The sequence below is a fragment of the Helicobacter pylori genome (genome assembly GCF_001653475.1).
GTDB lineage: Bacteria > Campylobacterota > Campylobacteria > Campylobacterales > Helicobacteraceae > Helicobacter > Helicobacter pylori_CM.
This window is the reverse complement of the sequence record NZ_CP011487.1, coordinates 405,616-430,416: the sequence shown is the minus strand read 5'-3', so window position 1 is coordinate 430,416 and position 24,801 is coordinate 405,616. Positions and strand designations below refer to the sequence as shown.

The 24,801-nt window shown below is 36.6% G+C and carries 19 protein-coding genes and 7 pseudogenes; 12 read left to right on the top strand and 14 right to left on the bottom strand.

Features of this window, described 5'->3' with window-relative positions; all coding sequences use genetic code 11:
• Positions 1–93: 93 nt before the first annotated feature.
• Entirely contained in the window at positions 94–618 is a 525-nt protein-coding gene (locus AA974_RS02100) for an acyl-CoA thioesterase (RefSeq protein ID WP_064433216.1), read from the top strand.
• A gap of 99 nt (positions 619–717) precedes the next feature.
• Here AA974_RS02100 and AA974_RS02095 read toward each other — a convergent pair.
• The 4 genes and pseudogenes from AA974_RS02095 to hofC all read right to left on the bottom strand — a co-directional run bounded on the left by AA974_RS02095 (position 718) and on the right by hofC (position 4,656).
• Positions 718–973 (bottom strand): annotated as a pseudogene (locus AA974_RS02095) (type II toxin-antitoxin system RelE/ParE family toxin).
• 13 nt (positions 974–986) lie between these two features.
• Positions 987–1,271, bottom strand: a pseudogene (locus AA974_RS02090) (type II toxin-antitoxin system antitoxin).
• 330 nt (positions 1,272–1,601) lie between these two features.
• Positions 1,602–2,999, bottom strand: a complete 1,398-nt coding sequence (hofD, locus tag AA974_RS02085) for an outer membrane beta-barrel protein HofD (RefSeq protein WP_064433214.1) — start codon at positions 2,997–2,999, stop codon at positions 1,602–1,604.
• A gap of 70 nt (positions 3,000–3,069) precedes the next feature.
• A complete protein-coding gene (gene hofC, locus AA974_RS02080; RefSeq protein ID WP_064433213.1) occupies positions 3,070–4,656 on the bottom strand; it encodes an outer membrane beta-barrel protein HofC in 1,587 nt (528 codons plus the stop codon).
• Positions 4,657–4,946: 290 nt separating this feature from the next.
• Here hofC and AA974_RS02075 point away from each other — a divergent pair, with 290 nt between their 5' ends.
• Complete coding sequence (locus AA974_RS02075; RefSeq protein ID WP_064433212.1) at positions 4,947–5,891, top strand: catalase family peroxidase; 945 nt, start codon at positions 4,947–4,949, stop codon at positions 5,889–5,891.
• Between the two features lie 238 nt (positions 5,892–6,129).
• Here the strand turns inward: AA974_RS02075 and AA974_RS02070 are convergent.
• From AA974_RS02070 to AA974_RS02040, 7 genes and pseudogenes are all read right to left on the bottom strand, one after another.
• Positions 6,130–6,821 (bottom strand): annotated as a pseudogene (locus AA974_RS02070) (restriction endonuclease).
• Complete coding sequence (locus tag AA974_RS02065; protein ID WP_064433211.1) at positions 6,814–7,869, bottom strand: DNA cytosine methyltransferase; 1,056 nt, start codon at positions 7,867–7,869, stop codon at positions 6,814–6,816. The pseudogene AA974_RS02070 and the gene AA974_RS02065 overlap by 8 nt, the downstream one beginning before the upstream one ends.
• Before the next feature lie 92 nt (positions 7,870–7,961).
• Complete coding sequence (locus AA974_RS02060; protein WP_064433210.1) at positions 7,962–8,585, bottom strand: GIY-YIG nuclease family protein; 624 nt, start codon at positions 8,583–8,585, stop codon at positions 7,962–7,964.
• Between the two features lie 2 nt (positions 8,586–8,587).
• Complete coding sequence (locus tag AA974_RS02055) at positions 8,588–9,517, bottom strand: DNA adenine methylase (protein ID WP_064433209.1); 930 nt, start codon at positions 9,515–9,517, stop codon at positions 8,588–8,590.
• Positions 9,518–9,532: 15 nt separating this feature from the next.
• Entirely contained in the window at positions 9,533–11,332 is a 1,800-nt protein-coding gene (gene typA, locus AA974_RS02050) for a translational GTPase TypA (protein WP_064433208.1), read from the bottom strand.
• Positions 11,333–11,377: 45 nt separating this feature from the next.
• Positions 11,378–12,226 carry a glycosyltransferase family 9 protein gene (locus tag AA974_RS02045; RefSeq protein WP_064433207.1) on the bottom strand — a complete coding sequence of 283 codons (849 nt, stop codon included), beginning with the start codon at positions 12,224–12,226 and terminating at the stop codon, positions 11,378–11,380.
• A pseudogene (locus AA974_RS02040) lies at positions 12,192–13,825 on the bottom strand (class I SAM-dependent methyltransferase). Before AA974_RS02040 ends, AA974_RS02045 begins: the two are co-directional and overlap by 35 nt.
• Positions 13,826–13,931: 106 nt before the next feature.
• On the opposite strand from AA974_RS02040, the gene gltX reads away from it, so the two are divergent.
• Positions 13,932–15,323 carry a glutamate--tRNA ligase gene (gene gltX / locus AA974_RS02035; RefSeq protein WP_064433206.1) on the top strand — a complete coding sequence of 464 codons (1,392 nt, stop codon included), beginning with the start codon at positions 13,932–13,934 and terminating at the stop codon, positions 15,321–15,323.
• A 173-nt stretch (positions 15,324–15,496) separates the two neighbouring features.
• On the opposite strand, the pseudogene AA974_RS02030 reads toward gltX, so the two are convergent.
• From AA974_RS02030 to modA, 3 genes and pseudogenes are all read right to left on the bottom strand, one after another.
• Positions 15,497–16,164: pseudogene (locus AA974_RS02030) on the bottom strand (ATP-binding cassette domain-containing protein); the annotation flags it as partial.
• A complete protein-coding gene (modB, locus tag AA974_RS02025) occupies positions 16,142–16,774 on the bottom strand; it encodes a molybdate ABC transporter permease subunit (RefSeq protein ID WP_064433205.1) in 633 nt (210 codons plus the stop codon). The pseudogene AA974_RS02030 and the gene modB, both read right to left, overlap by 23 nt.
• Positions 16,775–16,795: 21 nt before the next feature.
• A pseudogene (gene modA, locus AA974_RS02020) lies at positions 16,796–17,535 on the bottom strand (molybdate ABC transporter substrate-binding protein).
• Positions 17,536–17,553: 18 nt separating this feature from the next.
• On the opposite strand from modA, the pseudogene AA974_RS08220 reads away from it, so the two are divergent.
• From AA974_RS08220 to AA974_RS01985, 9 genes and pseudogenes are all read left to right on the top strand, one after another.
• Positions 17,554–17,714: pseudogene (locus AA974_RS08220) on the top strand (orotate phosphoribosyltransferase).
• A 45-nt stretch (positions 17,715–17,759) separates the two neighbouring features.
• Positions 17,760–18,320: an outer membrane beta-barrel protein gene (locus AA974_RS02015; protein ID WP_000595788.1), complete on the top strand. Its 561-nt coding sequence runs from the start codon at positions 17,760–17,762 to the stop codon at positions 18,318–18,320.
• Entirely contained in the window at positions 18,304–18,486 is a 183-nt protein-coding gene (locus tag AA974_RS08005; RefSeq protein ID WP_080470995.1) for a hypothetical protein, read from the top strand. Before AA974_RS02015 ends, AA974_RS08005 begins: the two co-directional genes overlap by 17 nt.
• Before the next feature lie 140 nt (positions 18,487–18,626).
• On the top strand, positions 18,627–19,877 hold the full coding sequence (locus AA974_RS02010; RefSeq protein WP_064433203.1) for a cation:proton antiporter: 1,251 nt from the start codon (positions 18,627–18,629) through the stop codon (positions 19,875–19,877).
• Between the two features lie 96 nt (positions 19,878–19,973).
• A complete protein-coding gene (locus AA974_RS02005; protein ID WP_064433202.1) occupies positions 19,974–21,710 on the top strand; it encodes a M3 family oligoendopeptidase in 1,737 nt (578 codons plus the stop codon).
• Entirely contained in the window at positions 21,695–22,183 is a 489-nt protein-coding gene (locus tag AA974_RS02000; RefSeq protein WP_064433201.1) for a hypothetical protein, read from the top strand. Before AA974_RS02005 ends, AA974_RS02000 begins: the two co-directional genes overlap by 16 nt.
• Positions 22,184–22,194: 11 nt before the next feature.
• A complete protein-coding gene (locus AA974_RS01995) occupies positions 22,195–23,682 on the top strand; it encodes a DUF5644 domain-containing protein (protein WP_064433200.1) in 1,488 nt (495 codons plus the stop codon).
• 1 nt (position 23,683) lies between these two features.
• A complete protein-coding gene (locus tag AA974_RS01990) occupies positions 23,684–23,998 on the top strand; it encodes a hypothetical protein (RefSeq protein ID WP_001860400.1) in 315 nt (104 codons plus the stop codon).
• Between the two features lie 9 nt (positions 23,999–24,007).
• The gene (locus AA974_RS01985; RefSeq protein ID WP_064433199.1) at positions 24,008–24,781 is read left to right on the top strand and encodes a TerB family tellurite resistance protein; all 774 of its coding nucleotides are present in this window, start codon (positions 24,008–24,010) and stop codon (positions 24,779–24,781) included.
• Positions 24,782–24,801 lie beyond the last annotated feature (20 nt).

Genomic DNA, 24,801 nt, shown 5'->3' with positions numbered 1-24,801 from the left:
ACTTAATATTACTTAATTTTTACTAATATATAGTTCTTGGAATGTTTTTTACAAAAAACATTTTTAACATCAATTTTAATTCAAGGAGAAACAATGCCCCACATACAATCATCGCATTCCAATCATTTTGATTTTTCCCTAGACACAGCGGATTGCACTAAATTATTGATGAGCTATCTGGTTGTGCCTACAACCGCTAATTTCAACAATGTCATGCATGGGGGGGAATTATTGAATTTATTGGATAAAGTGGCTTATGTGTGCTCGGCTCGTTATTGCGGTAAAGGAACGGTCACTTTAAGCGTGGATGGGGTCACTTTTAAATATCCCATTCCTGTAGGGAATTTGCTCACTTTTTTAGCCAGCATCAATTATGTGGGAAACACCTCGTGCGAAGTGGGGATTAAGGTTTTGAGCGAAGATATTAAAACTCGTGAAATCATGCACACTAATTCATGCTATTTCACCATGGTAGCTGTAGAAAATGGCAAACCCACCCCCATGCCTAAATACGAGCCTAAAACAGAGGTTGAAATCCGCCGTTATGAAGGGGCTTTGAAGCGCAAGGAAATGCGCACACGAGGGTATTTAAAAAGCGGGAAACACGAGGGTATTTAAAAAGCAAAAAAAGCGTAAGCGGTGTTTTAACCCTAAATTTTATCCCTAAAAAAGGGGGGGTAGTTGGTGGGCGGTTAGTTTAAGAGCGTTATGGGTGGCTTAAAACAACTCGCTATGACTGCCCAGTCTTACTAAAAAGAGAGCGTTTTCTTGTTTTTTAATTTGATAGACAAGCAATAAATCCGGTTTTAGGTGGTATTAATCTTTTAAACCGCCTTTGAGCGATCGGTCTTTGTATTTGGGAGCGTTACTCTTTGGCTCAATTTTCAACCACTTTAAAACTTTAAATCAAACCCGTTTTGAACAGGTTTTTTAAGATCCTTATCAAATTTTTACTGGTTTCAATCATCAGCATTTTTAAATCTTATTTATAAGTTTTGCTTTTTAAAATCCTCTATGCTTTTAAAACAAAGGCGGTTCTTGGTGTCTTTATCTCTTGCTAAGATTTCTTGCTATTCTCTTATGGTGTATCCATTTTCGGTTAAATGGAGCGCTTTCAATTGGAGCGCTTTTTTGATTCTTTGTTTTTGAGCTTGGATTTCTTTTAATTTTTCTAACGCTCTTTTTTGTTGGGTCTTGATAGAATTTAAAAAGTTAAAAAGCTGTTTTTCGCTGTATTGTGTGTAGTCTTTTTCTGCAGTGGTGTTAGGCATGTTGATTTCTTTTTTTAAAAATACCAGTTCATTATATTATAGTGCAAGCGATAGAGCGGGACTTAGTTCGTCTAACTTCTTAAAAATGTAAGTGGTCGGTATGTTTCTGACAATGTTACTCACTAACCTTTGCGTGATTTTTTGATGTAAGGCGCCTTCTAGGCTTGTTGCTAGAGGGCTTTTAATGTCTTTTGTAGTAGCCTTGTTCTAGTATATTAAATATTGAATAATAAAGTTAAATAAGGCTTTTTGAGTATTAATATTTGATTGGAGCAGAGCCTTTCAATATTTTAAAAAGGCTAATCAAAAATATCCATTAAGGATAAAATGCTAGTAAATCCTAAAACCATAAGTAATGTTAAACATTATATGACTCCTGTCAGAATACACATTATGTGTTAGAGGCTGTGTCCCAGGTCCATTAGGATCGGCTGGAACATACATGCCACAATACCCAATACAATAGCCTTTTTTGGTGATATTGCCATAATATTCTAGCTTCAAATCCATTCTAATATTATACTTATTAGAAAAATAACTCAAAAAGAGCGCAAGACTCCTTTCATCAGCCCTTGGGCTATCCGTCCAACGACCTAAAATTTTCCAACTAAACCCCCTATACTGTGAGCCTACATATAAAAATCCGTTAATAACATTAGCACCAACAATATTGTTAATTTCGGCATCATAAATACTATTCGTCCAAATGTTATACCCCAAAGGATCCCCATAAATACCGATATCACCATTAGCGTTACCGATATTTTTATAGACACTGCCCCCAAATTGCCATTTATTATAGTAAAAACGGGTGCGCAAGAAATAAGTTTGCCCGCTTTTTCCTAACGGCACTTGTTGGAAGAGGATAATATCATTTTCATTAGCCGGAGTGGCAAAAATGGGGAAAAACCCCACGAAAGTGCCTACAAAACGAAAACCTTTATTGTTGAAATTAGGGTTAGTGTCGTAAGTGATATTAATGCCTGGTGCATACATTCTTTGAAAGATCGCATAAAAATAAGGGTTGATTTTTAAGTTGTCTTTTTCATATTTCAAATCCGCTACCATTAGAGCCTTACCGCTTGTATAGTAACGCCCAAAATACCAAAACCAGTCGCTTGATGCTGAAGCCCTAGCGTCTGAATACATCACTCTTAATCTGGTGTCTTTATATTTGACAAAGCCTTCAACCCCTTGAGTGTAAGAAGTGAACCAATCATACTCTTCAGCATCATAGCGCCCCCCTTTCACGCCAAAACTGAATTTGTCTTTTTTGTAGTTGTAGCTCAAAAAAGCGTTATGCACCATGGCTAAACGAGGTTTTTGCACTTGCAAACCACTATGCCCTGCATACCAACCAATATATTGCCAAAAGATACCCGCCCCAAAAGGATCGGTCCTAGAGCCGGGCTGGCCATTAGGGATATTGTTGCCTTGATAGGCGGTAGAGTCATAGGGAAGCGCTGCCATCATAGCCCCCACTTCCGCTCTCAAACCCTTGTATAAACTCATACTTAAATTCAATTCACCGAGCAAAGAAGTATAGCTACCTGTAGGATAAATGTCTTTAGAAGGTTGGTATCTTTGATTGTTAAAGCCAAACTTGGTATAGCTACTCACCTTTCCAACAATGCTCATGTTGAATTTATAAGCTTGAAGTTTGGATAAAAAGAGACTAGAAAAAAACAAAAAAAATAGAGAGTAAGAAAAATATTTCTTAATTTCCAAAACCCTAACTCCCAAAGATATTAAAATAAAAATATAAAAGAAGGCATATCTAAGAGATAGGGGAACTCTCTTAGAAGCTATAACTGATGTGTGTCATCAAATGGCTTCTATCTTGGGTAATGCTTTTTGCGATACCGCCCATGTTTTGAGGACCTTGTGCGAACGCAGAAGATTCAAACAAACCATTATTCAAGTTAAGCGGCTGACCGTTTGGCCCAAGGAAACCGGTTCCAGGGTTGTAACCCGCACGAATTTGGAACTCTAACCATACGAGTTTGAGACCCGCTTTAACATGCTTACTGAACTGATAGTCTAGATACATACCAATACCATATTCCAAAGCCCTTGGAGCGGTAGTGAAGCGTTGATAAACGCTCCAACTAAACTTACCATGCTTGCCTCCACCTTTAACATACTCGGTGAATGCGTCAGCGTCGGTAATGTTGTCAATCCCCGCAAACCCTAAGCTGTAGATACTGCCAACCCATTGTTCGATACCATCCACAGCGATGATGTTACCCCAAGTACCTAAGTTCATGTTAGGGTTACCAATGTTGAGATAAGCACCACCAACCACAAAGTAGTTGTTAATATCTATATGGTGGCGCAAAAAGAGCGTCGCACCACCAGGACCTTGCAAGCCACGCCACTTACCATTATCCAAGAACGGATCCCAAGTGTTATAACGAGCGGGCGCATAACGACCGTATTCAGCGTTATTCCAACGATAGTCATACAACGCATAGAAAGTCGTTCTGTTTCTCATGCCTATCCCTCTAAACTCAGGATTGGTATCATACTCTACTTTAACACCGGGCAATGTGCCTACTTCTGGGATAAGATACACATAAGGGTGGATCATCCAATTCTTTGTAGGGCGATAAATAATACCGGCTTTATGAATACCCCAAGGCTTTTCACGATAGATAGGGAACAACCACTGACCGTCAGCGATACCACGACCCCAAGAGCTAAAGAGCAAGAACTTCATCTTATTGGTAAGCTTGAAAGTCCCATAAAAACCTTGGAACAATTGGTAAACCCAATCCATTTGCTCCTGCTCCGTAACATCAAAACGCCCCATTACCATATGGACTCTGTTGCTATCATAGGTGAGATTCGCTTTATAAACTTCATAGCGTCTTGAACCCCCAGGCAAGTAGGCGTTAGCCGGATAGTAGTTGGGGAACAAGCCGTTCCACTCACCCATATATTCCCAACCAATACCTCTAGGGTCAATAATACCGCCTGGCCCTTGTTGCTGCCACATTTTAGTGGCATTCATACAAAGGCTCAAAGAATCAGTGCCGCAAGAAGTTTTATCCCAATAGCTTGGGGGGGTAAAATCCTTTGCCCACCTATCATACCTAGTGCTATCATAAACTTGTCCGCCCAAAACACCGCCTAAATTCACGGTCCATCCTCTACCTAAATGCACAGACCCCTCTAGCTTACCCGTAAGGTTAACAAAAGTTTCTGTGGGATAGATACCTTTAACAGGGTTAATAGGCGAATGGTTAAAACCCACTTTGGAGAAGTTGATAAAATCCCCATGCACCTCATAAGTAACCGCCCCTAATGAACCCGTAGTGAACAATAGTGGCAAGGTAAAACGCTTTAGCAATGTAGCCGCAACTTTTCGTTTCTTTAATTTCATTCCTCTTCCTTACTTTACCTGAGAATAGATAAATTACTCTGTAGAAGTAATCATAGCATAAAAGAATATAGAATTAGTTTAAAATCAAGCTAATTTTTCTTAAAAATTACAAAATTTAAAACGCGAGTTTATCCTTAAAAGCTTGCTAATGATCATGCAATATGGATAGGATAATCTTTTAAGATCCTAATAAGATATTAAAAAAAGGCTTTTTTAAGGGTCAATGGGGAATTTACTGATACAATAAAAAGCGTTGTTTTATATAAAAAATAACAATAAGGAGCGAAAAAATGAAAAAAATTGGTCTGAGCTTGTGTTTGGTTTTTAGCTTGGGTTTTTTAAAAGCCCATGAAGTGAGCGCTGAAGAGATTGCGGATATTTTCTACAAACTCAACGCCAAAGAGCCTAAAATGAAAATCAACCACACTAAGGGGTTTTGCGCTAAAGGCGTGTTCCTCCCTAACCCGCAAGCAAGAGAGGATTTAGATGTGCCATTACTCAATGAAAAAGAAATCCCTGCATCTGTAAGGTATTCTTTAGGAGGCGTGGCGATGGACGATAAAAGCAAAGTGAGGGGAATGGCGTTAAAATTAGAAAAACAAAACGCTAGCTGGACAATGGTGATGCTCAATACAGAAATCAATTTTGCCAAAAACCCTAACGAATTCGCCCAATTTTTTGAGATGAGGATCCCTAAAAATGGCAAGGTGGATGAAGCAAGAATCAAAAAGCTTTATGAAGAAGTCCCCTCTTATAGGAATTTTGCCGCTTACACAAAAACGATAGGGATTAGCTCAAGCGTGGCTAACACACCTTATTATAGCGTGCATGCCTTCAAGTTTAAAGATAAGAAAGAAAAATTATTGCCTGCGAGATGGAAATTTGTGCCTAAAGACGGCATTAAGTATCTTAGCCCCCAAGAATTGAAGCAAAAAGATTCAAATTATCTGCTTTCTTCATTCCAACAACACCTTAAAACTAAGCCCATAGAATACCAAATGTATCTGGTGTTTGCGAATAAAAATGATGCCACCAACGACACGACCGCGCTTTGGAAAGGCAAACACAAGGAATTATTGGTAGGGACATTGAAAGTGGAAAAATACGAAGGAATGGGTTGCAATAAAGATGTGTATTTCCCAGCCGATCTCCCTAAAGGCGTAGAAGCCCCTACTGATCCCTTATTCCAAATTAGGAATGAAGTTTATGGGATCACTTTTAGCAGGAGGCAATAAAAAGACTAATGCAAATCAAAATACAAGTTGATTGAAAAAAGGCGTTTTTATGGGTTTGGGGGAGTGGAATTTTTGTTTAAAACTTTTAAGTGTGCCCACTAAAACACTTTCTCTCTTATTTGAGGCACACACACTCACTCTGAATGTTGGGCAAAAAATAACGAACGGTCAATCCACCCACCACATTTTTAATGCTATTATCTTGTATTTTATTTAGGCTGTATTATGCTATTGATTTTTATGAAAGCGGCTTATTAGGTATTTCTGTAATTTTGTAATCAAAAAAGTTTTGCGAAATATTAAAAACGCTCTGCCCTTCCATTTGTTGGCGGGTTATCCAATTCAAATCATTGTCTTTAATTTTAGAAATTTCTACGCACGCTACTTGCCCGTTAAACAGATCAAAATGCACCACAATAGTAGGAATTTTATCCGTTATCAAACGCCTTTTAGCTTCTAAAACTTTATATTCTTTAATATCATTGATCCCTTGAAACCCGCTTTGAACTTCTAGCAATAAATGATTGTCTAACAAAAAATCGGCTTTAGGATTTCTTTTAAAACTTTCTATGCTCTCAAAATTATCGCCACCAAAAAATTTGATGGTTTCTTTTTGTGCACCAAAAAGACAAGCGATAAAATCCTTAAAAAACTCCGCTACTAAAAACCCACGCATCCAAGAAAAACAAACTTCTTCAGATCTTCTGCCTTGATTATTCAGCTTATGAATAATATGAGTGTCCACTATCTTTGAAAACACTCGCTCTATGGAGTTTTTAAAAAAGCATTCCCATTCATACTCATTATATTTAAAACAATAAATACTATTGATAAGGTTGTATGTCTTTAGCGCCTAAAAATTTTAAACGCATTTTGAGAATTAAAACCCAGTAAATTCCTATAACCTTTAAAATCGTTATTATCAAACATTTTTACCCCTTAAAAAATCAAAGACAGCATGAGCGAGCGCTGCACTCAATAAAGGCGGCACGGCATTGCCAATTTGCAATCTTTTAGCGCTAGCGCTCCCATAAAATTTATAATCATCAGGAAAGCTTTGTAATCTTGCCCCCTCTCTAATGCTTAACGCTCTAGAGTCTCTTGGATGGATACATCTAGAACTGCTTGGAGTGGAAAAATTTCTTGTAATGGTGGGGGCTGGTTTTTCCCACCACATTTTAGCATAGGTATTAATATAACCACTTTTGGGGCGCAATTTTTCTGGCAAATCATCTTTATTCTGTCCGTCTTTTAGCGTTTGCATGATTTTTATCAGTTTTTCATTGTTTTTAGGGCTGCTATGCTCGCTCAATTCTTTAGAATTTCGCACAAATTCCAAAAAAACATTATCCGCATTTTTAAGATAACCTAAAGCATCACCATTCTCACCGCTTTGAATGGGTGGTAAATCCCCTAGCGCGTCTTTTAAAGAAACTTGTGTTTTTATGGGTTTAGGGAAGCAAAATTTTTGCTTAAAACTTTTAAGCGTGCCCACTAAAATCACTCGTTCTCTTATTTGAGGCACACCATAATCTATGGCGTTTAAAATGGCATGCTCTAAAATATAACCTCTCTCTTTAAAAGCGTTACAAATTTGTTTGAATAATTGCCCTTTTTGCATAGACATTAAACCCACCACATTTTCAAAAACAAATATTTTTGGTTTTACTAAATCTAAGAGCCGCAAATATTCTTTAAACAGATTCGCTTTTTCATCCATTTTTCTTTTGCCAAGGGTAGAATAGCTCTGGCATGGTGGTCCGCCTAGTAAAATATCAATTGAAACGCTTGGTAAGTTGTGGCAATTAAGTTGCATAATATCGCATAGAATGGTTTGCGTTTCTTTATGATTGGCTTGATAGCTTAAAATGGCATCCTTGTCTATATCATTAGCCCATATTAATTCAAAATAAGGGTGCATAGAAAAGCCATAGCTCAATCCTCCAGCACCACAAAAAATATCTGCTACCTTATACAAGTTTTATTTTTTCCTTTCATCTAAACCCATACTTTTTAAATGGAGTAAAGACTTGAAGTTCTTTTTTTTTGAGATTGAGTTAAGACTATTTCTTAATCTTTTAAAGTTCCGCTAGGTTTGTCAATCGCTTTTCTATGGACAGCCTTTTCTCCGTTTTGAGCTTTTTGAGTGATATTGGCATGCTCATCTTTAATATCATTTGGCCAATCTTTGCCTTGCTCTTGCACATTCCATTCGGGTAATGCGTCATTGCTATTGTTTCTATAATCCGTCAGGCAAGCTTGCTCTAAAAGTTTATAACTTATACTTACATCTTTAATTGCATGAAAACCAAACAAGCCTTTCACTTGAGTTTCAAAATTAGGCTGATAAATCATGTAAAATTCTATTTTAGCCTTTGTGAGTATTGTGTGATAAAGAAAATACCACACGCCAAAACTTCTAATACTAGGCCTCCCTTTGACTCCCCCATCTTTATAAATGTTGAGCGTGCTTTTAATCCCACCATCTGCTTGAGAACCACCGATTTTTTTAATCTCACCATCCACAACAATTAAATACACTCTAGCCACATTTTGAGTTAAAATATTTTGAGATAAAGATTGATTATTTTCATCTTTTAAATCCTTAAGATAGTTGAAATTTAATTTTGTGCTGTCTTTCACATATTCTACATCAGCGATTTTAAAGGCAGTTTTGACTTCGCTAATATGCATTCTTACTCCTTGATAATCAATAATTCATGGGATTGTTTGACATGGTTATTATCGCCTCTTTCTAAGCGATTTTTACCCATTCTGGTTTCGCCTTGTCCCATAGTGTATTGCCAAGATGGTTCTAAAATTTTAAAATCTTTATAAGCATTCCTTACAAATTCGCAGTCATTATAACTTAAAATAAATGGTCCTTTATGCCTTTTTAGCATGTGAGCTAATACTTCATGTTTAAAACCATTATGGTGGATAGGAAAATTACGCATAGGATAAATCCCCTTAAACATTTTAGAATTTTCTAACACATAAGGGGGATCAAGATAGAAAAAATCATTAGGATAAGCGAGCAACACTTCTTCAAAACTAGAGCATTCCACCTTTAAACTAGAGGCATTAAAACCTTTAATTTTTAAAAGGGCGTTTAAATAGCGTTGTTTATCAGTATAAATTTTACTCATCCACCCTAAAAATCCTGGCCCATAGCTTAAATTAAAGTTAAAGTAATAATCTCTAGCCAAAATTAAAGGGTCTAAAACGCATTCTTTTTTATAATGGGTTTTTAACTCTTGTTTGATAATGCTGTAAGTTTCTTGTGTGGGTTCTAAAGAGAGCAAATGATTATAAAGAGCTTGTTTGTCTTTGAGCAACACTTGATAAAAATTCACTAAAATGTCAAAAATATCAAAGCCCAACACTTCTAAACCCAACTCTGTTGCGCATGCAATTTCTACGCTCCCCCCACCTATAAAAGGGCTAATAATCCTACGCACACCATTAGGTATATACTCCACTATTAACCCTACAGCTAAAGACTTGCCTCCACCATATCTTAAAGGGGCTTTTATGTAGCGTTTGTAACGCCCATTATTAGAGCGTAAATTGTGCAAAAAAACATCTTTTTTACTAGCGTTTTGGTTGAATAAATTGGCATGCATTCCAAAAAATTCTATTTATTTTTTCGCCCTTTTCCTCATGTTAGGATCTAAAATCTTTTTCCTGATCCTTAAATTCAAGGGGGTAACTTCTAAAATCTCATCTTCTTCAATCCATTCTAACGCTCTTTCTAACACCATAGTCCTAGGCGGAGTGAGTTTGATTGCATCATCGCTCCCGCTCGCTCTCATGTTGGTTAAATGCTTGGATTTGATAGGATTGACATCTAAATCATTATCCCTGCTGTGCTCGCCAATGACCATGCCCACATAAACCTTAGTTTGGGGGTTGATAAAAAGCGTGCCTCTTTCTTGGATATTGAAAAGGGAAAAAGCGGTCGCTTCGCCATTTTCCATGCTAATTAGCGCCCCATTTTTGCGCGATTCCACGCTCCCGCTAAAAGGGCGGAATTCTAAAAAGCTATGATTCATCACGCCTTCACCCTTAGTGTCGGTTAAAAACTCGCTCCTATAACCGATAAGCCCTCTTGCAGGGATTTCAAATTCTAATCTTGTATAGCCGTCACTCATGGGATTCATCGCTTTCATCTCAGCTTTTCTTTTGCCTAATCTCTCAATAATGGCCCCGCTAAAATCTTGAGGCGTGTCAATCACTAAATGCTCAAAAGGCTCGCATTTAACGCCATTTTCTTCTTTAATGATGACTTCAGGGCGTGAAATGCTAAACTCAAACCCTTCACGGCGTAAATTTTCAGCTAAAATAGTGATTTGTAATTCCCCACGCCCGCTCACTTTAAACTTGCCCTCGCCCATTTCTTCGCATTTCATAGCGATATTGGTTTGCATTTCTTTCAAGAGCCTGTCTTTCAATTTATTAGCAGTAACATGCTTTCCTTCTAACCCGGCTAAGGGCGAATCATTGACGGCAAAATACACGCTCATCGTAGGCTCTTCTAAATGCATGGGATCTAAAGGCATAGGGTTATTGGGATCAACGACGCTATCGCCCACATCCATTGCGTTAAACCCAGCAATCGCTACAATATCGCCCGCATAAGCGTTTTCAATCTCAGTCCTAGCCAGTCCTAAAAAGCCTATAAGCTTAGTGATACGGCCATTTTCTTTACTCCCATCGCTTTTCATCAACAGCACGCTTTCATTCTTTTTAACCGAGCCATTAAACACTCTAGCGATACCAATTTTGCCCACATAATTGTCATAATCAAGCGTAAAAATTTGCATTTGCAAAGGCTCATCCACGCTCCCGCTAGGGCTTGGCACATGCTCTAAAATCGTTTCAAACAAAGGCTCTAAATTTTTCTTTTCATCGTCTAAACTTCTCATCGCATAGCCATCTCTAGCAGCAGCATACACCACAGGGAAATCCAATTGTTTATCGCTAGCCCCCATCGCTACGAACAAGTCAAAAACTTCATCCACCACTCTATCTGGTTCAGCGGCAGGCTTATCAATCTTATTCACCACCACAATCGGGCAAATCCCAAAACTCAAAGCCTTTTTAACCACGAATTTAGTTTGAGGCATGACCCCTTCTTGAGCGTCCACTAAAAGCAACACCCCATCCACCATTTTTAAAACGCGCTCCACTTCGCCCCCAAAATCAGCATGCCCAGGAGTGTCAATGATATTGATTTTAGTGTCTTTGTAATAAATGGCGGTGTTTTTAGACAGGATAGTAATGCCTCTTTCTCTTTCCAAATCATTGCTATCCATCACCCTTTCATCCACTTTTTCTCTCTCACTAAATGTGCCAGATTGAGAAAGTAAGCCATCTACTAAAGTAGTTTTCCCATGATCAACATGCGCGATTACAGCGATATTTCTAATATTTTTCATGAATGTCCTAACAAGCAAAATTGAAATCAGAAGTATAACACAATATTATAATAGCCCCAAATGGCGGAATTTTTTGGCTAAATCCTGTTCTATAGAATGGCTTTTATGGGCTTTTAGAAAATTTTCATTCTTACTATTAGGTGGCATGAAATCATCATTATCCCTATAAAAAAAGATAAAATAATTTTTCTTTAAATAGTAAGCCAAATGGATCAAAAACGAATCCCCCCCTATATACAAATCGCTTTCTAAAATCAGGTTTTTAACTTCTTCTAAACTGGTTTTAGCGCGATAGTGAGTGGCTTCATTTTGTAAAAAAGCGTATCGTTCTTCAAAATCTAAAAGCGTAACACAAAAGGGTTTCAAGAGTTTTAAAACGATTTGCAAATGCTCTAAAGAAATGTTTTTATCCTTTTCTCTTGTAAAGGGGTTGATCAAAATCTTTTTGGGGTTTTTTAAATTCATGGGATATGGAGAATAATCAAAAACATGCCCATAAATTTGAAAAAACAACTCCTGGCGGTTTTGATAAACATTTTTAATTCCTTTATTTGGAGTGGTTATTGGAATGCATTTGGCTAAAAGAGCACTTCTAAAATCCTGTTTTTCTAAAATCAAATGTTTGATTTGATGCTTTTTAATGGCTTTTAACAACAATAAAAAATCCTTCATCGCCCAAAAAACGCCTTGTTTTTTAAGGTCATAAAAAGCAGGGATATTTTCAAAAAGAGGAATGATTTCAAAATGTTTTTCGCATTCTAAAAGCTTGGCGATTTTTAAAGTCAAATGAGTGCCTAGGATTTTAAGGGGTTGTTGCTGTTTGAAAGCAATTTCTTTTAAAAGGCTAAGCGTGATGAGATTATCCCCCAAAGCTAAAAGACAAGCGATGTGCATGATTTTTCCTGATTGTAAAATGTTTAGGGTCTTTTTTTTCTATCCCTAAATTTTTTAAATAAAATTTTTCATCAAAACGATTGTTGATAAATTGTATTAGGGGCAAGCATTCCAAATCTTTTCTTAAAATTTTATGCGTTTTAAAAAGCGATTCAAAAATAAATTGCATTAAATCGCTGTTTAATAATTCTTTTAGCGCATTAGCGTTGATAGGAAAATTTTCTTTTAAAACAAACATGTTCGCGCTATTTAAAAAAAGGCGTTGCTTATTATCATAAAAAAAACAAGCTTTGAAGAAATGAATTTATACACGATTTTTTCTCTAGACTGATAAAGGCTTAAGGGAGCGACTTGCTGGCAGTCTTTTAAATCAGCGTTAATGAATTGGCTAGGGGCTTTTAATCTGTCTTTTAAAATATCTGAACCCCTAAAAATAGGAATGGTATTTTTTTCTTGTTTGGAGTGTAATTTTTCTTTATTGTTGCCTGTAACAATCCCTAAAGCAAAATGAGCGTTATTTTTTAAAGTTATATGAGAAATGGAAAAAAGGTGGTCTAAAATTTTATTTTCTTTGCTAGAGCAATGGATATTAAAAATCTTTTTAGGGTTGTTAAAAAAAGAAGAGGGTGAGCGTTTGAACTTACTATTTTGATAAAAGCATGAGATTTTTTGATCCTTGTTAGGGGTTTTTTTAAGCACCAAACCCACAGCCTTAGTCATTAGGGTTTTAAAGGGTTTGTTAAAATCAATAAGGCTTCTGATTTGAAACTTCAGAGCCATTTCTCGCATTTTGCTAAACGCATCAATATTCAAACAACTTTCTGGTAATAATAGCCCCAAATGGGCGTTTTCTTTTAAACAATTCAAACTCGCTATAAAAAAGAGCGACGCGCTATCTAGGCTTTGAGAGAGGTTGAATTGCTGTTTGAAATTTTCTTTTTGGTTTTGATTGTATTTCTTACCCCATGGCGGGTTAGTGAAAATGCAATCAAATTGTGGGGTGTGTTTTAAATTTAAAAAATCTTTTTGCACAATATTAGGGCAATCTAAATGATAACGCTCTTTAATACGCTTTTTAATCAAAGCGATAGCAAAAGCGTCCGTATCATAGCCATAAATATTTTCAACCTTAAACCCCAGTTTTAAAGCATGCATGATAAAATTCCCGCTCCCCACAGCCGGATCGCAAAAAACCGCTTGAGAGGCATCAAAATCTTTAGGGATAGTGAAAAGTTGTTCTACTACTTTATTAGGAGTGTAGTAAATGCCTTCTAAATTTCTGGTGGTGTTAGAAAGCTCTTCTTCATAATAAGAACCCAACTTTTCTAAATCAGAGCTATTTTCTAGTATTTTTAGGTATTTTAAAACCAATTCTTGATGGTTATGCGTGCCTTTTAAGGATTTGTTAGCGTATTTGTTAAGTTTGTTTTTCCCTAAATGGTTGCGGCAAAAATCTAAAAAAGAGCTTGTTTTCACATAAATTTTGTGATCAATCTCTAGTTTCTCTAAAAGATTGGTTTTGATCCAGTTATGCACGCTGCTATGAGAAACATTGACTAGGCGAGCGATTTCTTCAATAGAAAGAGCGTTTGAAGGCATTTAATCAAAAATAATCTCAATAATACACTTTTAATAGAAAAAAGTGAAACCATTTTTAAGCCATTTTTGAATACAATAAGAGTATTTTATTTTTAAGGTTAGAATAATGAGTTCGATCGTTACGCGCTTCGCTCCATCGCCCACTGGCTATCTCCACATAGGAGGCTTAAGAACAGCCATCTTTAATTATCTTTTTGCACGAGCCAATCAAGGAAAATTTTTTTTACGCATTGAAGACACGGATTTGAGTCGTAACTCTATAGAAGCGGCTAACGCTATTATAGAGGCTTTCAAATGGGTAGGGCTAGAATACGATGGAGAAATCCTCTACCAATCCAAACGCTTTGGAATCTATAGAGAATATATCCAAAAACTCTTAGATGAAGACAAAGCCTATTATTGCTACATGAGTAAAGATGAGTTGGACGCTTTGAGAGAAGAACAAAAGGCCAGGAAAGAAACCCCACGCTATGACAATCGTTATCGTGATTTTAAAGGCACGCCCCCTAAAGGCATAGAGCCTGTAGTAAGGATTAAAGTCCCACAAAATGAGGTGGTTGGTTTTAATGACGGAGTTAAAGGTGTAGTGAAAGTGAATACTAACGAATTAGACGATTTTATTATCACACGAAGCGATGGAACGCCCACTTATAACTTTGTGGTTACCATTGATGACGCTTTAATGGGGATTACTGATGTGATTAGAGGCGATGATCACCTTTCTAACACCCCTAAACAAATCATTCTCTATAAGGCTTTAAATTTTAAAATCCCTAATTTTTTCCATGTGCCGATGATTTTGAATGAAGAAGGACAAAAATTAAGCAAACGCCATGGGGCCACTAATGTGATGGACTATCAAGAAATGGGCTATCTTAAGGAAGCGTTAGTGAATTTTTTAGCGCGTTTGGGGTGGAGCTATCACGATAAAGAGATTTTTAGCATGCAAGAATTACTAGAATGGTTTGACCCTAAAGATTTAAATTCTTCGCCCAGTTGCTTTAGCTGGCACAAGCTTAATTGGATCAACGCTCACTATTTAAAAAACCAAAGCGCTCAAGGATTATTGGAGCTTTTAAAGCCTTTTAGTTTTAGCGATCTCTCGCATTTAAACCCCACCCAATTAGATCGCTTGTTGGACGCTCTCAAAGAAAGATCTCAAACTTTAAAAGAATTAGCCCTTAAAATAGATGAGGTTTTAATCGCTCCTGTGGAATATGAAGAAAAGGTTTTTAAAAAGCTCAATCAAGCGCTTATTATGCCCTTGTTAGAAAAGTTTAAGCTGGAATTAAATAAAGCCAATTTCAACGATGAAAGCGCTCTAGAAAACGCTATGCACAAAATCATTGAAGAAGAAAAGATTAAAGCGGGTAGTTTTATGCAGCCTTTAAGATTAGCCCTTTTGGGTAAGGGGGGTGGGATAGGCCTTAAAGAAGCACTTTTTATTTTAGGCCAAACAGAGAGCGTCAAAAGAATAGAAAATTTTTTGAAAAACTAAAAGATTGGCTCTGTTTTCATTGAATGCTAATAATAAAAGAGTTTGATTTTAGCGGTTGTTATGAGAGCGACTCCCTAAAACTTTAGCGCTATTTCTCATACTAAAATGGGTGCATAAAATTTGCATTTTTTGAAAAATAAAAGGGTTTTAAGAGAAAAATGAAAAAAATATTTCTAAAATTTTTTACCCTGATTGAAATCAAGCTTAAAAGTTGGGTTCAGGCAATCTTTTGGCAAACTGATCGTTTGAGGAATGACCTCATAATGGCAATAATTTTCATCTTCAAAGAGAAGTTTTATCAATAAGCGGTTTGAAAAAGGCAGATTTTCTTGATTAGGATCAATAACGCCATTGTTTAAAAAGAGAGAAGTTCGCACGAGTTTGGTTGTTTCATTTGGATCATGGCTTACCAATAACACGCTTAAATTTTCACGCTTGATAAAATCAAGCAAATCTTGTTGCACTTCGTTTTTTAAGGCATTATCCAAGGCGTTTAAAGGCTCATCTAAAAGCAATAAATTCTTGGCTGCGATTAAAGCTCTTTCTAAAGCGACTCGTTGGGCTTGTCCGCTAGAGAGTTGAGGAATTCTTTGCTGGCTTAGATTTTCTAAACGCATTAAGCGTAACACTTCGTGGATTTTATTTTTATCTTTAGGGTGAGCAAAGGCGATGTTTTGATACACACTTAAATGAGGGAATAGGGCGTAATCTTGAAACACAAAGCCGATTTTTCGTTGTTGTGGTTTTAAAAAAATCTTTTTTTTTGGGTGTCTAGCCACACTGAATGATTGGCTTCAATATAGCCACTATTCACGGCTTCAAGCCCTGCTAAAATTGATAAGCGTGAGCGTTAAGGCGTATTGGTGGGCTTTAGGGTAATTGAGTACTTCAGTTTCGTTAAAAATCGCAATACTAGCCACTCTTGTTTCCCCTAATATATCACCCCCAAGCATCATCACCACGCCAAATTCACCTATAGTGTGCGTAAAAGTTGTAATGATAGCTATCAATAAACTGGGTTTAATGTTAGGGAGTAGGACAAAAAAAAGGGTGTAATATTCCCCTTTACCCAAACTATAACTGGCTTCTTTTAAAGAAGTGGGCAAGGAAATTAATGCGCTTTTAATAGGGCTTACCATAAAGGGTAAAGAAAAAATCACACTCCCTAAAATAAGCCCTTGAAAGCTAAAAACAAGTTTCACATTTAACGCATCTTGTAAAAACGCTCCCAAAAAAGAAGGAGGCGAAAAAATGAAAAGAAGATAAAACCCTAGCACGCTTGGGGGCAAAACTAAAGGCATATACACAAGCATTTCGGTTAAGCTCGTTAAAAAATTGCGTTTAAGGCTTAAAAAATAGCCTAAAAAAATCCCTATAGGGAGTAAAATAAGGGTGGTAATAAAAGCTAAAGAAAAGCTCAAACGCATGGTAATCAAAAATTCATGATCTATTGTTCGCCTTTTTTATGCGTTTTAATCCACAATATAGCCGTATTCTTTAAAGACAGCTCTAGCTTTAGGTCTGAATAAAAAATCTTTAAAGACTTTAGCTAAAGGGTTATTAGCCCCATTTTTAGTGATAATCAAGGCTTGTTCAATAGGGTTATAAAGGGCTTTATCAATGATGAAATAAGAGAGGTTTTTATCTTTTTTATCAATCAAGGATAACGCTCCAAAGCCTATTTGAGCGTTTTTAGTAGCGACAAATTGATGGGTTTGAGAAATAGAAGCGCCATAAATGATTTTAGATTTAAGACTGAAAGTGAGTTTTAAACGATCTAAGACTTCCATACTGGCTTTTCCATAAGGGGCTAATTTAGGATTAGCCATAGCGATACGCTTAATTTTAGGATCTTTAAGAATTTCTAAAGAATCCATTTTCAGATTTTCGCTCCATAAAACCAACACGCCTTTAGCATAGACTTCTCCTTTAAAAGGGGTTATTTTTTCATCATAAAGCTTTTTAGGTCTAGTAATATCTGCTGAAATGAATAAATCAAAAGGGGCGTTTTGGATGATTTGAGCGTAGAGTTTGCCTGAAGAATTAAAGCTAATACTAATAGCGTCTTTTGAGTGTTCTTTTTGGAATTCTTTAACAAGGGCTTTTAAAACGCATGTGAAATTAGCAGCAGCAGCAATTTTTAAATCCTGTGCCAACAGAGCGCTTGAAAAAATACGATTAAAAAGGCAAACGCTTTGAAAGTATTTTTCATAGAATTCCCTTTTGTTAAATGATTGGAGTTGGTGATTATACCTATTTGTATCTTAAAAATTTGTATTTTAAAAGTTTGAGATGGTTTTGTAGGTGTATTTCACTTATCCATATTTAATCAATATTTTCACTCTAAAACCCTCAATCTTTGATAAAAAATTAAATCTTTTAGAAAAATAACCGATTCTAGGGTGTAACTTTAATTCAACGAGAGAAGGATTTATTATGATTAAAAGAATTGCTTGTATTTTAAGCTTGAGCACGAGTTTAGCCCTTGCTGGCGAAGTGAATGGATTTTTTATGGGTGCGGGTTATCAGCAAGGTCGTTATGGCCCTTATAACAGCAATTATTCTGATTGGCGCCATGGCAATGATCTTTATGGTTTGAATTTCAAATTAGGTTTTGTAGGCTTTGCCAATAAATGGTTTGGGGCTAGGGTGTATGGCTTTTTAGATTGGTTTAACACTTCAGGGACTGAACACACAAAAACCAATTTGCTCACCTATGGTGGCGGTGGCGATTTGATTGTCAATCTCATTCCTTTGGATAAATTCGCTCTAGGTCTCATCGGTGGCGTTCAGTTAGCTGGAAACACTTGGATGTTCCCTTATGATGTCAATCAAACGAGATTCCAGTTCTTATGGAATTTAGGTGGGAGAATGCGCATTGGGGATCGCAGTGCATTTGAAGCGGGCGTGAAATTCCCTATGGTTAATCAAGGCAGCAAAGATGTAGGGCTTATCCGCTACTATTCTTGGTATGTGGATTATGTCTTTACTTTCTGATTTATTCTTTCATCCGCTCTTCTCCATCAAATTAGACCCTAGCCTACTCTTAAAAGGTTGGGGTTCAAAAATCTTTTTCATAAATAGAAAGTTTGCTTTAGTGCAGTATAATCCTAGCGTTTTAATTTTTATTTTACTAAATAGAGTGTTTGGTATTTGCGTTTGAATATGGGTTTAGTGAGATTTAAATAATAAATTACTTATATATATTTGATAGATATTATTTTATTTAATAGTGTTATTTAATGGCTCAATTTAATAGGATAGTTTCGCTTTTATTTCTTTAAAACATGGGGAAAGGTTTTTATGGAAAATAGCACACTTTATATTGTTATTGCTGGCTTATGGCTTGCTGTAGGTTTTGGGATCTTTTTAAAGAAATTAGACATGCCTGTTATCATTGGTTACATTTGCACAGGAACGGTCTTAGCGGCTTTTTTTAAAATTAATGATTTTAATTTATTGTCTGATATTGGTGAATTTGGTATCGTCTTTTTAATGTTTATGATAGGCATTGAATTTAATTTTGACAAGCTCAAATCCATCAAACAAGAAGTGCTCGTTTTTGGGCTTTTACAAGTAGTTTTATGCGCTTTAATCGCTTTTTTATTAGGGTATTTTGTCTTGGGTCTTTCACCCATTTTTTCCCTTGTTTTAGGCATGGGGCTTTCGCTCTCTTCAACCGCCATTGTGCTGAAATTCTTTGAAGATTCCAAACAGCTTAGCACACCCATGGGAAAGAGCGCGGTGGGGATTTTGATTTTCCAAGATATTGCAGCCATTCCCATGCTTTTAATTTTGACGATTCTAGGCAGTAAAGACTCTAATGTTAATTTACTCATTCTTAAAACCCTTATTTCAGCAGGGATTATTTTAGTTCTTTTATTATTGCCTGGAAAAAAAGGGGCTAATCTCATCTTAGAGCAAGCAAAAGACACGCATTTGCCTGAAATTTTTATAGGCACGATTTTAGTGATTGTTTGCAGCGCGGCGGGTTTGAGCCATTTTTTTGGGTTTTCTATGTCTTTAGGGGCGTTCATTGTGGGCATGGCCATTTCTAAATCGCGCTATAAAATCAATGTCCAAGAAGAATTCGCGCAATTAAAAAACCTCTTCTTAGCCCTTTTTTTCATTACGATAGGGATGCAAATTAATGTGAGTTTCTTCATAGAGAAGTTCTTTGTTGTCATCTTTTTACTCATTTTAGTGATGGGTTTTAAGACTGCTATCATTTATGCGCTTTTGCGTTTTTTTAGAGACGCTAAAACTGCCATAAAAACCGCTCTTTCTTTGGCGCAAATCGGGGAGTTTTCTTTTGTTATCTTTTTAAATTCAGGCTCGCACCAGCTCTTTAATTTGCAAGAAAAAAAAGGGATTCTTGGTTTTTTACACCAAAAAAATATCTTAAATATCGCTCAAAATGACATCCACCAGCTCCTTATCCTTATGGTGGTCTTTTCTATGTTGGCAACCCCTTTTATTTTAAAATACCTAGAATCTATCGCTCAATTTATTTTGCACCAAAAGAGCCAAGAAAATGAGCCGGCTAAAAAATAATTGCGTAAAAACCAAATTATAAGTTTGCTTGTATTGTCAGTGTTATGTTAAAATACAAGTGCATTGAACTCAAACTATTAAACAAAGGGGGCTTTTATGAAAGAGCAAGAATGGGATTTAAGTGCTTTATTTGAAAATAAAGAAAGCGCAGAAGAATTTTTAAAAACCTTACAAACAGAAGCACAAGAATTTGAGAGTGCTTATCAAAACAACCTTAAGAATTTAGACGCTACAGGGTTTGCCAACGCTCTTAAACATTACGAAAACTTGTCAGAAAAAATCTCTAGAGTGATGACTTACGCTCAATTACTTTTTGCCAAGAACGCTAAAGAAGCGAAGTTTTATTCGCAATGCGAAATGGCTTGCACGAATATCCAACAGCACTTTTTATTCTTTGAAATTGAATTTAAAAATTTAGACGCCAAAAAACAGCTCGCTTTCATTAAAAAATGCAAAGATCATGCTTTTTACTTAAACAATCTCATAGAAAAGAAAAAGCACACCCTAAATTTAGACGAAGAAAAGATCGCTCTAGCCCTTTCACCTGTGGGAGTGGGCGCGTTTAGCCGTCTTTTTGATGAGCATTTTTCTTCTTTGAAAATCCCTTTTGAAGAGCAAAATTTAAGCGAAGAAGAAATTTTAGCCCTCTTGCACAACCCCAAACGCAAGATCCGTAAAAAATCTCAAAAAGCTTTCAGTAAAGCGTTAGAAAAATCTCGCCCTTTGCTCACTTACATTTTAAACATGGTGCGTAAAGATTTGCTCATTGAAACCAGGCTAAGAAAATACGATAAAAAAGAGAGTTTCCGCCACATTGACAACCAGATCTCGCAAGAGAGTGTGGATAGCATGATAGAGATTGTGAACGCTAATTTTTCTTTAGTGCATCGTTACTACCATCAAAAAGCGCAAATTTTAGGGCATAAACTCAAAGATTACGATCGCTACGCCCCTTTAAGCGATGGAAATACCACCATGACTTACTCTCAAGCTTTAGAAGAAGTGCTTAACACCCTTAAAGCCTTTAGCCCTGAATTTTACAAAATCGCTTCTAAAGCGATTAAAGAGGGGTGGGTGGATTCACACCCTAAAGACTTTAAGCAAGGCGGGGCTTTTAGCCATGGTGCAGTGCCTAGCGCTCACCCTTATGTGTTATTAAACTACACAGGAAATCGCCGAGACGCTTTCACTATCGCTCATGAATTCGGGCATATGATCCACCAAGAATTGTCCAAAAAACAAGGCGTATTAAACATGGATACGCCCTTAACCACCGCAGAAACCGCTTCTGTCTTTTCTGAAATGCTGTTTTTTGAGCATTTAAAAAAGGGTTTAAAATCTGACGAGATCCTTTTCATGCTTGCAGGCAAGCTAGAAGATATTTTTTCTACCCTTTTTAGGCAAGTGGTGATGACTAATTTTGAAAGAAGAATCCATGAAATTGATGAAGAATTAGACACCAAAGATTTTGACAGGATTTGGTTTGAAGAAAATCAAAGGATGTTTGAAAAGAGCGTGAAACTCACTAAAAACTACCATTTGTGGTGGAGCTATATCCCCCATTTTATCCATTCGCCTTTTTATTGCTACGCTTATAGTTACGGGCAGCTTTTAACTTTGGCGCTTTATGGGCTTTATAAAAAAAGCGACGCTAAAGAGTTTGTTAAAACTTACACGGAATTTTTGAGCTTAGGAGGGTCAAAAAGCCCTAAAGAATTAGTGTCCATGTTTGGCTTTGACATTGACAGCAAAGAATTTTGGGAAATTGGCATGCAAGAGGTGCGTCATTTGTTAGAAGAATTTGAAAGGTTGCTCGCATGCAAAGAGAATTAAGGCTTTTAAACAACAAACATTGCATGGAATACTTGCAATTTCTGTCAAAAAACCATTTGAGTTTTAACCTTTTGTGCGGAAGAGATGCGATTGATTTTTCCCCCAAGCTCCCTAAAGAAATTCATGAAAAATTCGGCTCATTGGTGCTGTTTGTTTTAGCCGGATACACCTTAGAAAGCTTGATAATTGATGCACAAAGCGTGCAGTTTGAAGCCGGGTTTGGCCCTAATAACATTGGCAGCGTGGTTCAAGTGGAACTTCCTGGCATCATTCAAATCCTTATCAAAGAAAAAAATGAAAATGTCGTTTTATTCAATCGCTGCGATTCGCTTGAATTGTTTCAAAGAGAAGAGCCAATTGCACAAGAGCCAAAAAAAGACGAGCGGGAGTCTAAAGAATGGTTGGATTCTAAAGAGGCCCTTTTTTCCAATTCCAAAAACCGTGCGATTTTAGAAAATCTGCACAAAAGCTAAAGGACTGATTGATGAGCGTTTTGAAATTGCATGTAAAAGTCTTTCGTTTTGAAACCAACAAAGATTACAACCCTGCTTATGAGTCTTATTTTTTAGAATACCAAGAAGATCAATACCTTTTGGATCTCTTAAAACAACTCAAAGGCGTGAGCTATAATGAAAATATCGCGCTTAAAATCAACCAAATTGCGGTGTTTGAAGACGCTAAAGTGAGCGATTTGGTGGCGTTTTTTTCTAAAGAGTGGGTGCTAGATCCCCTATCCAAACGATACGCTTTAAAAGACTTAGTGATTGATGAAAAGGCGGTTTTAAAAAACTATGAAGATTTTTTCAAACAAGTCCCCTATATCACTAAAGGCGAAAAAGAAGAATTAGAAAAGTTTATTCAAATCAATTTTATCAACCCCCAAACAAACCCTAAATATCTGGGCGATGGCTTTTTCTTGTATGTTAAATGGCTGATGAAACGCTACCCCACAGAGCGCAACCGGTTATTAGAGATGATTTCTCAGCCTGAAAGCGGCGTGATGAATTTTTTAAGCGTGGCGCATTATCTATATAAAAACGATGACAACATTGACCATGAAATCTATGAATTGCAAGAAATCCTAACCAATTCCAAAATCAAGCCATGGAAAGATTTTTCTAAAAACCTTTTAAGCCTTTTTCAATACCATTCTAACCCCCCTAAAACGCCTAATCCCCCTAAAACTTGCGCACTCTTTAACACTTATGCAAAGCATTTAAACACGCAATCGCTTCTCAAAAGCGCTAAGCTCTATTTAGAAAAAATGGGGCAAAAAATCATTGATCTACCTTTTTGTTATGATGGAGGCTATTATGGGAAGATTATAAGCACGCATGATTTTCTCACCGCTTCTGCGTATAATCTGGCTCTGGCCAAAGCCAATGGCGTTTCGCTCATTTTTTGCGAAGAAGATGCGTATTTGAATATCTTGCATGCTAGAGAAGTTTTAGACAACAACCCTGAAATCATCGACTCCATTAATGAAAAACTGAAAAAATACCAACTTGTTTATGAAAAAGGCGTTGAGGTAGTCTATCTTAATGAGTGGGTTAATGAGTTTTTGGCATGGGAATTGAAAAGCCCTTTTGATGCGTTTTTAGGGGCTGAATTTTCTCGCATTAAACAAAGCGATCATTTTTTCAATAAAATCCGTTTAAAAGCCCCCCATTTTTTAGAGTCTTTTCAAAATTACGCCCCCCTTTTAGAAGTCAATGAAGAAAGCGGCTTACTCCAGTGCGCGCATTTACGCTATTTAGGGATTGATTTGGGGGCGGATTTTTTAATCGCGCATTCTTTAGGGCTTTTTTACGCTTTTGAAAATTTAAGCTTAAAAGCTTCAAAGATTTATAAAAGAGATAATGACAACACCCCCACTTTATTTTTATCTCAAATCGCACTGATGGCTATGGGGGAAAAAGACACGCAAGCTTTAGGGCTTGATACGCATTATCATAAGGTTACTTTCATTTAAAATGAACGCTTTTTTAAAACTCGCGCTCGCTTCTTTGATGGGGGGGCTTTGGTATGCTTTCAATGGCGAAGGCTCTGAGATTGTCGCCATAGGGATTTTTTTATTGATTTTGTTTGTTTTTTTCATCCGCCCTGTGAGTTTCCAAGACCCAGAAAAACGAGAAGAATATATAGAACGGCTTAAAAAAAACCATGAGAGGAAAATGATCTTACAAGACAAGCAAAAAGAAGAGCAAATGCGTCTTTATCAAGCCAAAAAAGAGCGAGAGAGCAGGCAAAAACAAGACCTTAAAGAACAAATGAAAAAATACTCATAAAGGAAAAAGATGGAAATCATTTTATTAATTGTTGCGGCGGTTGTGTTATTCTATTTTTACAACACTCTCAAAGAATATTTGAAAAACCCCCTAAACCCTAAAACAAAAACCGAAGAATACGACTTGAAAAATGACCCCTATTTGTTGGTGCAATCTAGCCCCCTAGACAAATTCAAGCAAACCCAAACGGGTGCGTATATGCGTCTTTTAAAGTTTTTAGACATTCAAAAAAACGCTTTGGATAACGCCTTAAGATCACTTTTTATCAATGAATTAGAACAACCCTTAAACAGCGAACAACAAAATTTAGCCAAAGAGCTTCTTAGTGAGCCTGTGGATAAAAAAGAAAATTTTGAATCCTTATGCCAAGAAATCGCCGACCACACGCATGGGGAATACACCAAACGCTTGAAATTAGTGGAATTTCTCATGTTATTAGCCTACGCTGATGGGATTTTAGACAGCAAAGAAAAAGAATTGTTTTTAGATGTGGGGGCGTTTTTGCAGATAGACAATCAGGATTTTAACGAGCTTTATGATCATTTTGAACGCTTCAATGCAATAGAAATCCCTATGTCTTTAGAAGAAGCAAAAAATCTTTTTGAAATCCCTAAAGAAACTAATGCAACCAAGCAAAATTTAGAGGAAAAAGCCCTAAATTTAAGCACCCCCTATTACCATAAAATGAATGACAACAAACGCTACAGCGAACAAGATTTTATCTCTCTAAAAAAGATCGCTCTCGCTTCCCAACTCTTAGAAAACGATTTAAAAGACTCATAAGGGTCTTATGAAAAAGGCTA

What these genes read in the sequence shown, in the direction of transcription:
- AA974_RS02100 (WP_064433216.1), top strand. Translation starts at nt 94, where the DNA reads ATGCCCCACATACAATCATCGCATTCCAATCATTTTGATTTTTCCCTA.
- hofC (WP_064433213.1), bottom strand. Translation starts at nt 4,656, where the DNA reads ATGAAATTAAAGAAACGAAAAGTTGCGGCTACATTGCTAAAGCGTTTT.
- AA974_RS02075 (WP_064433212.1), top strand. Translation starts at nt 4,947, where the DNA reads ATGAAAAAAATTGGTCTGAGCTTGTGTTTGGTTTTTAGCTTGGGTTTT.
- AA974_RS02060 (WP_064433210.1), bottom strand. Translation starts at nt 8,585, where the DNA reads ATGCATATTAGCGAAGTCAAAACTGCCTTTAAAATCGCTGATGTAGAA.
- AA974_RS02055 (WP_064433209.1), bottom strand. Translation starts at nt 9,517, where the DNA reads ATGCATGCCAATTTATTCAACCAAAACGCTAGTAAAAAAGATGTTTTT.
- typA (WP_064433208.1), bottom strand. Translation starts at nt 11,332, where the DNA reads ATGAAAAATATTAGAAATATCGCTGTAATCGCGCATGTTGATCATGGG.
- AA974_RS02045 (WP_064433207.1), bottom strand. Translation starts at nt 12,226, where the DNA reads ATGCACATCGCTTGTCTTTTAGCTTTGGGGGATAATCTCATCACGCTT.
- gltX (WP_064433206.1), top strand. Translation starts at nt 13,932, where the DNA reads ATGAGTTCGATCGTTACGCGCTTCGCTCCATCGCCCACTGGCTATCTC.
- AA974_RS02015 (WP_000595788.1), top strand. Translation starts at nt 17,760, where the DNA reads ATGATTAAAAGAATTGCTTGTATTTTAAGCTTGAGCACGAGTTTAGCC.
- AA974_RS08005 (WP_080470995.1), top strand. Translation starts at nt 18,304, where the DNA reads ATGTCTTTACTTTCTGATTTATTCTTTCATCCGCTCTTCTCCATCAAA.
- AA974_RS02010 (WP_064433203.1), top strand. Translation starts at nt 18,627, where the DNA reads ATGGAAAATAGCACACTTTATATTGTTATTGCTGGCTTATGGCTTGCT.
- AA974_RS02005 (WP_064433202.1), top strand. Translation starts at nt 19,974, where the DNA reads ATGAAAGAGCAAGAATGGGATTTAAGTGCTTTATTTGAAAATAAAGAA.
- AA974_RS02000 (WP_064433201.1), top strand. Translation starts at nt 21,695, where the DNA reads ATGCAAAGAGAATTAAGGCTTTTAAACAACAAACATTGCATGGAATAC.
- AA974_RS01995 (WP_064433200.1), top strand. Translation starts at nt 22,195, where the DNA reads ATGAGCGTTTTGAAATTGCATGTAAAAGTCTTTCGTTTTGAAACCAAC.
- AA974_RS01990 (WP_001860400.1), top strand. Translation starts at nt 23,684, where the DNA reads ATGAACGCTTTTTTAAAACTCGCGCTCGCTTCTTTGATGGGGGGGCTT.
- AA974_RS01985 (WP_064433199.1), top strand. Translation starts at nt 24,008, where the DNA reads ATGGAAATCATTTTATTAATTGTTGCGGCGGTTGTGTTATTCTATTTT.